The 12,429-nt window shown below is 68.5% G+C and carries 11 protein-coding genes; 5 read left to right on the top strand and 6 right to left on the bottom strand.

Going from position 1 to position 12,429, the window contains the following annotated elements; translation table 11 throughout:
- Window positions 1-60 precede the first annotated feature (60 nt).
- From QT382_RS02645 to QT382_RS02630, 4 genes are all read right to left on the bottom strand, one after another.
- Window positions 61-1,398, bottom strand: coding sequence for a TolC family protein (locus QT382_RS02645; protein WP_289252497.1), 1,338 nt, complete (start codon window positions 1,396-1,398; stop codon window positions 61-63).
- A gap of 84 nt (window positions 1,399-1,482) precedes the next feature.
- Entirely contained in the window at window positions 1,483-2,655 is a 1,173-nt protein-coding gene (locus tag QT382_RS02640; RefSeq protein ID WP_289252496.1) for a beta-barrel domain-containing protein, read from the bottom strand.
- 31 nt (window positions 2,656-2,686) lie between these two features.
- Window positions 2,687-5,008: a type I secretion system permease/ATPase gene (locus QT382_RS02635; protein WP_289252495.1), complete on the bottom strand. Its 2,322-nt coding sequence runs from the start codon at window positions 5,006-5,008 to the stop codon at window positions 2,687-2,689.
- A gap of 26 nt (window positions 5,009-5,034) precedes the next feature.
- Window positions 5,035-6,852: an O-linked N-acetylglucosamine transferase, SPINDLY family protein gene (locus QT382_RS02630; protein ID WP_289252494.1), complete on the bottom strand. Its 1,818-nt coding sequence runs from the start codon at window positions 6,850-6,852 to the stop codon at window positions 5,035-5,037.
- Window positions 6,853-7,246: 394 nt separating this feature from the next.
- Here QT382_RS02630 and QT382_RS02625 point away from each other — a divergent pair, with 394 nt between their 5' ends.
- Both QT382_RS02625 and QT382_RS02620 read left to right on the top strand, forming a co-directional pair.
- Window positions 7,247-7,651: a hypothetical protein gene (locus tag QT382_RS02625; protein ID WP_289252493.1), complete on the top strand. Its 405-nt coding sequence runs from the start codon at window positions 7,247-7,249 to the stop codon at window positions 7,649-7,651.
- A gap of 5 nt (window positions 7,652-7,656) precedes the next feature.
- Window positions 7,657-7,989, top strand: coding sequence for a hypothetical protein (locus tag QT382_RS02620; RefSeq protein WP_289252492.1), 333 nt, complete (start codon window positions 7,657-7,659; stop codon window positions 7,987-7,989).
- 16 nt (window positions 7,990-8,005) lie between these two features.
- On the opposite strand, the gene QT382_RS02615 is transcribed toward QT382_RS02620, so the two are convergent.
- Window positions 8,006-8,515: a DUF1993 domain-containing protein gene (locus QT382_RS02615; protein WP_289252491.1), complete on the bottom strand. Its 510-nt coding sequence runs from the start codon at window positions 8,513-8,515 to the stop codon at window positions 8,006-8,008.
- 88 nt (window positions 8,516-8,603) lie between these two features.
- On the opposite strand from QT382_RS02615, the gene QT382_RS02610 reads away from it, so the two are divergent.
- The 3 genes from QT382_RS02610 to QT382_RS02600 are packed head-to-tail and all read left to right on the top strand — an operon-like array spanning window position 8,604 to window position 10,743.
- Window positions 8,604-9,611, top strand: coding sequence for a D-2-hydroxyacid dehydrogenase family protein (locus tag QT382_RS02610; protein WP_289252490.1), 1,008 nt, complete (start codon window positions 8,604-8,606; stop codon window positions 9,609-9,611).
- Window positions 9,611-10,204, top strand: a complete 594-nt coding sequence (locus QT382_RS02605) for a chromate transporter (RefSeq protein ID WP_289252489.1) — start codon at window positions 9,611-9,613, stop codon at window positions 10,202-10,204. Before QT382_RS02610 ends, QT382_RS02605 begins: the two co-directional genes overlap by 1 nt.
- Window positions 10,204-10,743: a chromate transporter gene (locus QT382_RS02600; RefSeq protein ID WP_289252488.1), complete on the top strand. Its 540-nt coding sequence runs from the start codon at window positions 10,204-10,206 to the stop codon at window positions 10,741-10,743. The genes QT382_RS02605 and QT382_RS02600 overlap by 1 nt, the downstream gene beginning before the upstream one ends.
- Here QT382_RS02600 and QT382_RS02595 read toward each other — a convergent pair.
- Window positions 10,740-12,422, bottom strand: a complete 1,683-nt coding sequence (locus tag QT382_RS02595; RefSeq protein WP_289252487.1) for a sensor domain-containing diguanylate cyclase — start codon at window positions 12,420-12,422, stop codon at window positions 10,740-10,742. The genes QT382_RS02600 and QT382_RS02595 overlap by 4 nt on opposite strands.
- Between the last annotated feature and the right edge of the window lie 7 nt (window positions 12,423-12,429).

Genomic DNA, 12,429 nt, shown 5'->3' with positions numbered 1-12,429 from the left:
TGAAGGCAATTTCGCCACAGCGGACGCCCAAGGGCTCACCGCCGGACTGGCGCCAGGGATTCATCTCAAGGGCGTCATCACGCCGCGGCCCAGCGACCAGAGCAGCGCCACCGCCTGCTGGCCGTCGTAGATGGCATTCACATGGGCGACCCGCAGCGCGTAGTACTCGGCCTCGGAGCCCATCACGTCGAACAGCGAGCGCCGGCCCAGCTGCTGCCATTGCTGCAGGGTGGAGGCGCGGACCCGGTCGCTGTTGCGCAGGATCTCGACGATGCGCCGCGCCCGGTCGAAGGCGGCCGTCGCGGCCTCGTGCATGTCGCTCGCCCGGTAGATGCGCGACTCGATGGCGTCATCGCGTTGCAGGCGCGCCGCTGCCGCCCTGCGGCGGGCGGCATCCATGCCGGCATCCGAACCCGGCGACAGGATGGGAATGCTGAGGTTGACGCCGGCGGTCCATTCCTGGCCCTTGCTCAGGCCGGTCAGTGCCCCGGTGCTGACGGCGGCGCTGACGATGGGCTTGTTGTTGGCCGCCACCAGCTCGGCGTAATTGGCCTGGGCGCGTGCCTGGGCCTCGAGCTGGATGACTTCGGACGCGCTGCGGGCATCCTGCTGGATGTCGGCCAGATTGGGGATGGTGTTCAGCAGGCTGGAATAGCTGGCGCTGGCCGGCAGCGGCTCGCCGACGAAGCGCTTGAGGCGGATCTCGGTCTGGCGCAGCGCCGACATCGTCTGCTCGACCGCCATCTCGGCCTGCTGCTGGCTCTTCTGGGCCTGCACCAGCTCGCTGGCGCGGCCGCGGTCGGCCTTGACGATGATCTCCAGTGCATCGACCAGGCAGCTCATCTTGCGCACGTACTGGCCGTAGACCTGGGCCTGCAACACATAGCGGCCGCGGTCCAGGGCCAGCGAGACCGTGTTCAGCGCCAGCTGCTGTTCGCTGCTGATCATGCCCTGGCGGGCCGATTCGGCCAGCTGGGTTCGCCAGGCCGTGGCCTTTTCGACCCGGCCGAAATCGAACAGCGGTGCCGTGGCCGTCAGGCCCAGTCGGCCCTGCATGCCACGCTTGTCCTGGATGCCGTTGTTCATGCTGCCCACATGGTTGGCGTAGGCATCGATCGTGAGTCTGGGCTTGCCCTGTTCCCTGGCTTCTTCCCAGTCGGCCCGCGCCGCCTGCGCCAGCAAGGTCACGGCGCCTATGGACTGGCTTCTCTGCAGGGCCTTGTTGACCAGGTCGATGATCTGGGCGCGCGGATCCACGCCGCTGAGCTCCAGCATCGAGGCGTCGCGGCCGCTGCGCGAGGGGCCGGCATCGTCCTCGTTGCAGCCACGCTGTGCCGCCGCCGGGTTGAGCACCAGCAAGGGCAACAAGGCGAGCAAGGCCATGCGGATTTTTGACATGGCGCTACTTCATCACAGGCCTGGCCCGCGAAAGCCCGGAACAGCGGTGCGCCCCGGGCGCTTATCGGCAGAGGCCGTGCGGCCTCAGCGCTCCTTGAGCGCGTCGCGCGACTTCATCATCGGCTGCACCAGGAACTGCAGCACCGAGCGCTGGCCGGTCTTGATCTCGATGCTGGCCGTCATGCCGGGCAGCACCGGCAGGTCGTCGCCCTTGTACTTGAGGCCCTTGCGCTCGGCGCTGATCAGGGCGCGGTAGTAGCGGTTGTCGCCGCCGGCCACTTTCTCGCCGTCGACGATGGCGTCGGGGCTGATCTGCTCGATCTTGCCTTCAAGCCCACCGAGGTTGTTGAAGTCGTAGCCGGCCAGCTTGATCACCGCCTCCTGGCCCACATGGACGAAGCCGACTTCCTTGGGCGGCAAGCGTGCCTCGATCAGCAAGCGGGTACCGATGGGCACGATTTCCATCACCGGCGCACCGCTGGTGACGATGCCGCCTATGGTGTTGCTGCGGATGTTCTTGACCAGGCCCTTGACCGGCGAGCGCAACACGGTGCGGGTCAGCGCATCCTTGCGCACCACCTGCTGCTCGTCCAGCATGGCCAGGTCGCTTTGCAGCTTGACCAGCTCGGTCGTGGCCTCCTGGCGGAAGCGGCCCTGGCGCTCGCTGCGCTGCTGGCGCAGCTCGTTGACCTGACGGGTCAGGCGCATCACCTCGACGTCGCTCATCAGGCCCTTGGCGGCCATCTGCTGCGACACGTTCTGTTCCTTGACCAGCAGGGCAATGCTGCGGTCCATGGTCGACAGCGCCTCTTCCAGCAGATGCTGGCGAGCCTGGTAGGCCTGGGTCTCGGCCTGGACCAGGCGCGGCACGGCCGTCACCTCGGCCGGGAAGACCAGGCGGCCGCCGCTGGACTCGGCCTGCAGCCGGGCCTGGGTGGCCAGCATGGCCACGCGACGCAGCTGGCCTTCGTTCTCCTGCGCCTCGAAGCGCGTGGGGTCCAGTCGCACCAGTTCCTGGCCGGCCTCGACCTGCTGCCCTTCGCGCACCAGCAGCTCGCGCAGGATGCCGGGCTCCAGGCTGGCGATCACCTGTTCGCGGCCATCGGGCACGACGCGCCCTTCGCTGCGGCTGACCTGGTCGACCTGAGCCAGCGCCGCCCAGGTGATGGCCGACACCACGACCGCCAGCAGCAGATAGAGCACCCACATCACGCGCGGCAAGGGTTCATCCACCTGGGCTGCGGCCAGGCTGCTCATGAACAGGCCTTCTTCGCGCGGAACGGACATTTCAGACGGACGGAGAACGCTGCACCGGCTGAGACGCCGGATGCATATGGAGATTCGACGAAGCGGCCGCCTCGGCCGGGGCCGGGCGGGCGCCGGACAGCGCGGCCAGCACCTGGTCGCGCGGACCATCCAGCACCAGCTTGCCGGCATCCAGCACGGCAATGCGGCTCACCAGCTCCAGCACGGCCGGACGGTGGGTCACGACGATCAGGGTGCAGCCCTGTATCGCCTCGCGCAGCTGGCGCAGGAACAGGATCTCGCTCTGCGCATCCATGGAGCTGGTGGGCTCGTCCATCAAGAGCAGTTGCGGCCGGTTCACCAGGGCGCGGGCCAGGGCCACCATCTGGCGCTGGCCGCCGGACAGCAGGCTGCCCATCTCGCCGACCGGCAGGTCCCAGCCCTGCGGATGGGAGGCCACCACGCGGTCCAGGCCGGTCAGGCGGGCCACCTCGACCAGGCGGGCCGAGTCGATCTCGCTGCGGCCCATGGCCACGTTCTCGCGCAAGCTGCCGTGGAACAGCCGCGGCTCCTGCGACACGAAGCCGACCTTGGCGCGGAACTCGGCCGGGTCGATCTGGCGCAGGTCGATGCCGTCCACCTCGACCATGCCCTCGGTGGGCTGGTAGAGGCCGGCCAGCAGGCGCAGCACGGTGGACTTGCCGCTGCCGATGCGGCCCAGCACGGCGATGCGCTCGCCGGCGTCGATCTTCATGTTGACCGTCTTGAGCACCTTGGGCGAAGGCGTGCCGCCGGTGGGCGGATAGGCGAAGCCCACCTCGCGCAGGCCGAGGCGGCCGGTGTAGCCGGTCAGCGGCACATAGTTCTTGTCCGATTCGCGCTCGACCGGGCGGGCCATCATGTCGTCGATGGACTGCATGGCCGCGCGGGCGCTCTGGTAGCGCGCCGCCAGGCTCACCACGCTGCCCAGCGGCGCGATGGCGCGGCCGGCGAACATGATGGCGCCTATCAGGGCGCCCGAAGAGATGGTCTTGTCCTGGATCAGGTAGACACCCCAGATCAGCATCACCAGGGTGATCGCCTGCTGCAGCGTCATCGTCAGGTTGCTGGACAAGGCATGCATGGTCCGCATCTTCAGGCCCGACTCGGCGGCCACGGCATTGCTGACTTCGTAGCTGTGCTGGAAGCGGCCCTCGGCTCCCGAGGTCTTGAGGTCTTCCAGCCCCTCGATCACCTCGACCAGGGAGCCCTGCAGCTCGGCCTGCTCGGCCATGTTGGTGCGCACGGCGCGGCGCAGATAGCTCTGCATGCCCAGGGTCAGCGCTATCAGCAGCGGCACGGCCAGGGCCACGACCCAGCCCAGCGGGCCGCCGATCACGAAGGTCATCGCGATGAAGACCGCGATGAAGGGAAGATCGGACACCACCGACATCGACGCCGAGGTGAAGAAGTCGCGCACCACCTCGATCTGGCCCAGGTAGTGGGCATAGCCGCCGGCGGAACTCGGCTTGTGTTCCATGCGCACGCCCACGGTCTGGCGGAACAGCTTGGAGCCGATGATCAGGTCGGCCTTGCGGCCGGCCAGGTCGATCAGGTGGGCGCGCAGTTGGCGGGCGAACAAGTCGAACAGCAGGGCCAGGCCGGCACCGATGGCCAGGGTCCACAGCGTGGCCATGGCGTCGTGGTGCGGAATCACCTTGTCGTAGACCACCGAGGTCACCAGGCCCGAGGCCAGCATCAGCACATTGCTAAGCAGGGCCGCCAGCATGGCGCCGCGGTAATAGGGGATGAAGCGCTTGAGCGTGCCCCACAGCCAGTGGCTGCCGCTGTCGCGCAGCAGCAGGCTGTTGCGCGCATTGGCGCGCGGCTGCTCCTGCGGCGAAACGAGCATGACGAAGCCGCTGTACTCGCTCTCCAGGTCGGCCCCCGTCACACGGCAGGCCTTGGCCTCGGGCCCCGGGAACACGACCTCGAATTCGCCGCCCTCGAGCTTGCGCACCAGCACGCAGGCATCGCCACCGTTGAGCAGCATGACCGCTGGCAACACCAGGGGGCTGATCTCGGCGATGGAGCGGCGCAGCAGGCCGGCCTCATAGCCGGCCTCACGCATCATGCGCATGGCCTGGTCGGGGGCCAGCACGCCGTTGAAGGCCGAGCCGGCACGCAACGAGGCCGCCGAGCGCGGCTTGCCATGGTGCTGGGTCAGCCAGACCAGGGCCTGCAGCAGCGGATCGCCCAGCTCGGCCGCCGCGTCGTCGGCCCGCGGCTCAGGCGTCGGCGGCGCTTCGGAGCCGTCGGCGGCCAGATACAGGCCGCCGGCGCCCTTGGCGGGTCCGTCGAAGAAGGGGTCGTGGCGCTGCGGCACGGTTCAGGAATCCGGTAATGCGTCCTTCAGCCCGGCTGACGCTGGCGGGCCGCCAGGGCCAGGGCCTCGAACTCGGCCTCAAGATCTCTCACCAGGCCGGGAATGTCAAACAGTTTGGACGAACGGCCCTGCTCGGCCAGGTAGCGCTTGTAGGACGCCGCCCGGGCCGGATTCAGGCCGATCTGTATCGCCCGCTGCTCGTATTCTTCCAGCGAAAAGGTGACCAGGTCCGGCAGTCCGACATTCGTCAGCAGGCTGCCGCACATGCGCGAGATGTAGCTGCGGCCGGAGCGGGTCAGCATGGGCGTGCCCATCCAGAGGCAGTCGCTGGCCGTGGTGCCGGCGTTGTACGGGAAGGTGTCCAGCACCAGGTCGGCCAAGGTGAAGCGGGCCAGGTACTCGGGCGGCGCCACCCGCGGAGCGAAGATCAGACGCTCGGCCGCAACGCCATGCTCGGCCGCGACGCGCAGCATGTTCGCCTGGGCCCATTCGTTGTCCGCCAGCAGCCACAGCACGCTGTTCGGCACGGCGCGCAGGGTGCGCATCCAGGCCGAGAAGGTCTCTTCGTTGAACTTGTGGTTGTTGTTGAAGGTCGCGTAGACAAACGCGTCTTCGGGCAGCTTGTATTGCGCCCGGGTCGGCAGCGGCCCCACCTCGCGCTGGCGGTCGCTGGCCTGGTAGCAATTCGGGACGTAGAGCGGCTTTTCGGTGCAGTACGGCAGGTATTCCGGCGGCATGGTGAAGCGGTCGGCAATGATCCAGTCCTCGCCCGGCAGGGCCGAGGTCGCCGGCAGTCCCAGGTAACCGGCCTGGATGGGCGCCGGCCGGTAGGCCAGGATGTTGGGCCGGGCGCCGCTGGTCAGGCCTTGCAGGTCGACGATCACGTCGATGCCGGCCTCGGCGATCAGCCGCGCCGCGGTGATGTCGTCGACGCCGGCCAGCGGCAGGCGCTTGTCCATGGCCTTGCGGATGCGGGCCTGCTGGGCCGTGCCGTCATCGACGCTCCAGCACAGGGCATGGACCTCGAAGCGCTCGCGGTTGTGCAGCTCGAACAGTTCGGCCGTGAGCAGGCCGACTGCATGCATGCGCAGGTCGCCCGACAGGTAGCCGATCTTGATCTTGCCGTCGCGGCGCTTCTTGGCCGAGGCCTCCAGGTGGAAGGCCGGACCCTTGTACTTGACCACCTTCTCGTGGACGAAACGCTGGGCCGCCATCAACTGCACCACCGGATCGTCGGTAGCGCTCAACGTGGCCAGCAGCGAGGTGTTGACCAGCAGGGCGTTGTGGGTGACCTCCGCGAAGGGCTGGTAAACCGGCCAGTCGCACTGCTTCTGGCGGATGTGGACCAGATGCTGGAGCACGTCGCCCTGGTCGGCCTTGAGCTCCAGACTGCGGCGCATCAGGGCCTGCGATTCGGCATAGCGGCGCTCGGTCTCCAGCAAACGGGCCGAGTTGTTGAGCGCATGCAGGCGCAGGTCCAGCGGCTCGGCGCCCACGGCCTCGAAGCGCTCGGCCTCGTAGACCCAGCGCCATTCCGCCAGCGCCTCTTCGGTGCGGCCCAGGTGTTCCAGCTGGTGGCCCAGGTTCAGGCGCGCCTGGGCGAAGTTCGGATGCAGGGCCAGTGCCTGGCGGTAGACCGGCTCCGCCTCGGCATGGCGGCGCAGGTCGCCCAGCAGCGAGCCCCAGTTGAAGCAGGCCACATGGCCATAGGGTGTCGGCGAGGCCAGCACCCAGTTCTGGTACAGCTGCAACAGCGCCTCGATGCGTCCCTGCGCCTGCCACTGTTGCGCCAACGCCATCAGCTCGGCCAGCTGGAACTGGCCCTGGCGGGCTCGCTGGAGCACGGCCAACTCGGCCGGTTCGAACTGGGGTGCCGTTGCGGGCGGAGTGGAGTCGGCGGTCACGGCTCGGGCAAGCGTCTGCGCAGGGGGCGATGAAAGTTCCATGAGGCAATGCGGCCGCCAAGGCAGGCGACCTCCGAATGGGTTCGCCCGATGTTAGAAGCCCGGCCGCCTCCCACAGGCACCGATTAGGCGTCCGAAAGCGCATCTATTCACGCTCGGCCCATCTACGGGTTTCCATGTAGGACTTTTTCCTACAGGTTTTTCAGCTCGGAGAAACAGGGAGAAATCCTGCCTAATCAAGGCTTTAGAGCAGACTCCTGATCCACAGAATCAAGATGCGCCCGCGAACCGGAGGAGGTTGGCGGTCCAGCCCAGGAACAGCCAGAACAAAGCCATGCTGAACACCCTCTTCAGTCGTTGGAACCGCAGTCCCGAGCTCGCCGCGCCCAGCACCCAGTCGCGCAGCAGCACCAGCAGCGTCGACACGCTGTTCCAGAGCCTGCTGCGGCTGATTCCCGGCGAGGCCGACCCCTGGCGCAACCAGCCCAAGCCCAGCCATCGCGAGACGCTGAGCCGCGCCCGCGGCGAATTCCTGCAGGGCCTGCAGGACGTCCAGGGCGAGATGCTGCCCCCCTTGCTGACCGCCATCCGCAGCAGCCGTTCGCTCCGCGACCTCTGGCACCTGCGTCCGGCCGTCTACACCGAGGTGGCCCGTTGCCACAGCCAGTACGAGGCCGAGCGCCGCCTGGCCAAGCTGGACAGCTTCTTCGATCCGGGCGCCGGCCGTCGCGGCCACTGAACACCATGAGCACCCTGACCCTGCGCGAAATCCCGAACTTCCCGCCCCCCTGGGCCTTTGCCTCGCTGGGCGGTGGCCAGGAGCGCCGCGGCCGCAACCGCATGCGCGAGGCCTTCGTCCACCTGAAGCTGGCCTGCACCCGCATCGCCGCCGAAGTGCCGGGCCTGCTCGGCCTGGAACTGCAGCGCCAGGTACGACAGGCCTGTGAGCCCATCGAGCTGTGGATGCTGCGCGGCGCCCTGCTCCAGGCCCTGCCGCCCGAATGCGAATGCGCCGAGGTCTACAAGGCCGACATCGAGCTGGCGATGGCGAAGGCCTTCCCGCGCCAACACGCCTGAGGCCTCCGGGCCCGATTCAGTTCCGGCCGAGGAAGTCGGCCTTGCCCAGTTCCACGCCCGCATGGCGCAGCAGTGCGTACATCGTGGTCGCGTGGAAGAAGAAATTCGGCAGCGCATAGAAGCGCAGATAGTCCTCGCCCCGGAACTTCAGCGGATCGCCCTGGCGGCGCGGCACCGTGATGGTCCGCTCTTCGCTGCCGTCAACTTCGGCCGCCGGAATCGAATTGACATAGGCGATGGTCTTGCGGATGCGCTCGGCCAACTCGTCCAGCGAGGCCTCGTTGTCATCCCAGCGCGGCAGATCCTGGCCGGCCAGGCGGCCTACGCAGGCCTTGGCGGCATCGCTGCAGATCTGGATTTGCCGGGTGAAGGGCAGCATGTCGGGCGCCAGGCGCAGGCCGAGGTAGACCGAGGGGTCGAACTTCTTGGCCTCGGCATGGCGGGCGGCGGCCTCCAGCCAGGTCAGCATGTTGTTGAGGGTGCGGGCGAAGATGGGGGCGCTGGCCGCATGCATCGAAATGCTCATGACGTGACTCCTTGTAAGAGCCGCCGATGCTAGCGATTTGCCTGAGAGTCTGCTGGCGGAGGCTCGGGCAGAATGGCGCCGCCCCGCCATGAACATCATCATCCTCGACGACTACCAGGACGCCGTGCGCAAGCTGCGCTGCGCGGCCAAGCTGGACCATCTGCAGGCCAAGGTCTTCACCAATACGGTCAAGGGCATTGGCCAGCTGTCGGTGCGGCTGCGCGATGCCGAGGTGCTGGTGCTGGTGCGCGAGCGCACCCAGTTTCCGCGCCAGCTGCTGGAGAAGCTGCCCAAGCTCAAGCTGATCTCGCAGACCGGCCGTGTCGGGCCCCACATCGACGTGGAAGCCTGCACGCGGCTGGGTATCGCCGTGGCCGAGGGCGTGGGCTCGCCGGTGGCGCCGGCCGAGCTGACCTGGGCCTTGATCATGGCCTCGATGCGGCGCCTGCCGCAGTACATAGGCAACCTCAAGCATGGCGCCTGGCAGCAGGCCGGGCTCAAGGCCGCGTCCATGCCGGCGAATTTCGGCATAGGCATGCAGATGCGGGGCAAGACGCTGGGCATCTGGGGCTACGGCAAGATCGGCGAGATGGTGGCCGGCTATGGCCGTGCCTTCGGCATGCAGGTGCAGATCTGGGGCAGCGAAGCCTCGCGGCTGCGCGCCAGCGCCGATGGCCACCAGGTGGCCGAGAGCCGCGAAGCCTTCTTCGAGCAATGCGACGTGCTGTGCCTGCATCTGCGCCTGGTCGATGCCACGCGGGGCATCGTCACGCTGGAAGACCTGTCGCGGATGAAGCCGACCTCGCTGTTCGTCAACACCTCGCGCGCCGAACTGGTGGCCGAGGGCGCCCTGGTCTCGGCCCTGAACCGCGGCCGCCCCGGCATGGCCGCCATCGACGTGTTCGAGAGCGAGCCCATCCTGCAGGGCCATCCGCTGCTGCGGCTGGAGAACGCGGTCTGCACACCCCACATCGGCTACGTGGAGCAGGACAGCTACGAGCTCTACTTCGATGCCGCCTTCGAGAACGTGCTGAACTTCGTCAAGGGCGAGCCCACCCACATCGTCAATCCAGACGCACTCAGGGTGCTGCGCTGATGGACGGCCCGGCGGCCGCCGCACGGGCGCAACCGTCCGGGCCGGCGGCCCTGTTCTGGGCCTTCACGCGGCTGGCCCTGCAGGGCTTCGGCGGCGTGCTGGCGGTGGCCCAGCGCGAGCTGGTCGAAAGACTGGGCTGGCTGAGCAAGGCCGAGTTTGTCGAGCTGCTGGCCATCGCCCAGGTGCTGCCCGGCCCCAATGTGGTCAACATTTCGCTGATGATCGGTGACCGCTTCTTCGGCTTGCGCGGCGCTTTCGCGGCCCTGGCCGGCATGTTCGCCCTGCCCTGCGTCATCGTGCTTTCGCTGACCGCGGCCTCCGCCCAGCTGCTGGCCCATCCGGCCATGGCCGGCGCGCTGCGCGGCATGGGCGCCGTGGCCGCCGGGCTGATCCTGGCCACCGGCCTCAAGCTGATGGGCAGCCTGCGCAGCAGCGTGCTGGGCCGCGCCGCCTCGCTGGCCCTGGCCGTGGCCACGGTGGCCGCGATTGCCGGCCTTCGCTGGCCGCTGATCTGGGTGGTGCTGGGCCTGGGCGGCCTGGGCATGCTGATGGCCTGGCGGCGGATCCGCGCCCTCGAGCAGGAGCGGCCCTGATGCACCAGGTCGACCTGCTGCAGATGTTCCTGCACTTCCTGGGCCTGTCCCTGCTGTCCATAGGCGGGGCGATCTCGACCGCGCCCGAGATGCACCGCTACCTGGTCGGCGAACAGCATTGGCTGTCTGACACCACGTTCACCAATTCCATCGCCCTGGCCCAGGCCGCGCCGGGGCCCAACATCCTTTTCGTCGCCGTGCTGGGCTGGAACATTGCCGGGCCGCTGGGCGCTGCCGTGGCCATGGCCGGCATGATGCTTCCCTCGACCACCCTGGTGCTGATCGCCACACGATGGGCCCGCGACAACCGCGAGCGCCTCGCGGTCAAGGCCTTCAGCGCCGGCATGGCGCCGCTGACGCTGGGCCTGATCGTCGCCACCGGCTGGCTGCTGGCCCTGCCCTACCTGGCCGATCCGGCCCATCGCGTAGCCACCCTGGTGCTTGTGGCTGCCACCGTGCTGATCACACTAAAGACGCGGATCAGCCTGGTCTGGCTGGTGCTGGGCGGTGGCGTGTTGGGCGCAGTGGGCGTGGTCTAAGCCACGCAGCTGCGGTTGCGGCCCTCGGCCTTGGCGCGGTAGAGCGCGCCATCGGCATCCTGGATCAGGCTGGCCAGCGACTGCGCCGGCTTCAGTCCGGCCACGCCCAGGCTGAGGCTCACCGCCAGCTCATGGGCTTGATGGCGGATCGGGCGGGCCGCCACCGAAGAGCGGATCCGCTCCGCCAGCAGCAGGCCCTGCTCCACCCCGGTCTCGGGCAGCAGCAGCAGGAATTCCTCGCCACCCCAGCGCGTCAGCAGATCACCGGCCCGGCAGCTCTGCCTGAGCAGTTCGCCGACGGCTACCAGCACGGCGTCGCCGGCATCGTGGCCATGGCCGTCGTTGATGGCCTTGAAGTGATCCACGTCCAGCATCAGCACGCACAGCGGCCGGCTGCTGCGCTCGGCGGTACTGAACGGACCCTGGGCCTGCTCGTCGAAGGCGCGGCGGTTCAAGAGGCCGGTCAGCGGATCGATGCGCGCCAGCCGCTCCGCACTTTCGCGGGCCCGCTCCTGGTAGCGCATGCGAGCCGCCAGGGCCAGGGCGAACAGCGTGGCCTCGACCATCAGGCCCAGGTCGATGGCGTGAAAGCTCAGCTCGTTCATGGGCAGGCCGCCCCACACCGACAGGATGGTCGCGAGCGTGCCGCCCATGCCGCACAACGCGGCGGCGAGGAAGTAGCCGGCCGCGCTCTGGCGCCTCCTGCAGGACCACAGGCCCAGGGCCACGACGATCACCGTGACACAGGCCAGGAAGCCGAACGAGAACCAGACGGCCGGCTCATGGGCATCGACGGCTGCCAGCAGGACCATGCCCAGCAGGCCAACCCATTGCAGGCCGCGCATCGCCCGCCAGACCCGTGGCGCCTCGGCGCGCGTGTCCAGGAATCGGTTGGCGAACAGCAGGCCGCAGACGCCGAAGACCACCATCAGCGACAGGATCACATAGCGCTGGAAGCCCGGCTGCTCGGGCCAGATCCAGGCATGGCCGTGGCCGGTGTAGCTCAGGTTCACGCAGATGAAGCTGAGCAGGTAGAGCGAGTAGTAGAGGTGGCTGCGCGCCCGCAGGCCGACGTAGAGCACGGCGTTGTAGGCCATCAGCGCGAACAGGAATCCGTAGAGCAGGCCGTAGCCGTAGTTCTGTATCCGCTCCATGCGCATCTGGTCGCGCTCGCTCAGCAACTGCAGCGGCACCAGCATGGGGTCGGGCGTCTCGGCCCGCACGAACAGCTGGCTGCGCCCCGGCGGCAGCGCCAGCTCGAACACCTGGCCGAGGCCGGGTACGGCGTGCTCGGCGCCGGGCAATTCGTCGCCGGTGTGCCAGCTCAGCAGGCTGCCGTCGGGCCTACGCAGGTAGACGTCCACATGGTCCACCCAGGTCATGCCGGCCACCAGGCGCAGGCTCAGCGTCTGGCTGCGGGGATTGTTCAGTTCCAGCTGCTGCCAGACCGAGCGCGCGCCCAGACCATCGGCCAGCACCTGGCGCCGGCCCGGCTGGAAGCGGCCCTGGCGCAGCGCCTCCTCGGCGCCGGCCAGGTCCAGCACCGGACCGGTCTCGACCAGGCTGCGCGCCTGCAGGCCCAGCGGGCCAGGCGGCAAGGGGTCTACATCGACTGCGTGCGACAGCGGCAGCAGCGCGATCAGCAGCAGAACGGCCAGCAGACCTTGGATCAGGCGCATCTGGGTG

Origin of the sequence: Pelomonas sp. SE-A7, from assembly GCF_030345705.1 — a bacterium.
Taxonomy (GTDB): domain Bacteria; phylum Pseudomonadota; class Gammaproteobacteria; order Burkholderiales; family Burkholderiaceae_C; genus JAUASW01.
This window is presented reverse-complemented; position numbering and strand designations above follow the sequence as displayed.

Excerpts from the sequence above, each read along its gene's own strand:
- QT382_RS02615 (WP_289252491.1), bottom strand. The coding sequence starts at position 8,515 with ATGAGCATTTCGATGCATGCGGCCAGCGCCCCCATCTTCGCCCGCACC.
- QT382_RS02605 (WP_289252489.1), top strand. The coding sequence starts at position 9,611 with ATGGACGGCCCGGCGGCCGCCGCACGGGCGCAACCGTCCGGGCCGGCG.
- QT382_RS02620 (WP_289252492.1), top strand. The coding sequence starts at position 7,657 with ATGAGCACCCTGACCCTGCGCGAAATCCCGAACTTCCCGCCCCCCTGG.
- QT382_RS02640 (WP_289252496.1), bottom strand. The coding sequence starts at position 2,655 with ATGAGCAGCCTGGCCGCAGCCCAGGTGGATGAACCCTTGCCGCGCGTG.
- QT382_RS02610 (WP_289252490.1), top strand. The coding sequence starts at position 8,604 with ATGAACATCATCATCCTCGACGACTACCAGGACGCCGTGCGCAAGCTG.
- QT382_RS02625 (WP_289252493.1), top strand. The coding sequence starts at position 7,247 with ATGCTGAACACCCTCTTCAGTCGTTGGAACCGCAGTCCCGAGCTCGCC.
- QT382_RS02595 (WP_289252487.1), bottom strand. The coding sequence starts at position 12,422 with ATGCGCCTGATCCAAGGTCTGCTGGCCGTTCTGCTGCTGATCGCGCTG.
- QT382_RS02645 (WP_289252497.1), bottom strand. The coding sequence starts at position 1,398 with ATGTCAAAAATCCGCATGGCCTTGCTCGCCTTGTTGCCCTTGCTGGTG.
- QT382_RS02600 (WP_289252488.1), top strand. The coding sequence starts at position 10,204 with ATGCACCAGGTCGACCTGCTGCAGATGTTCCTGCACTTCCTGGGCCTG.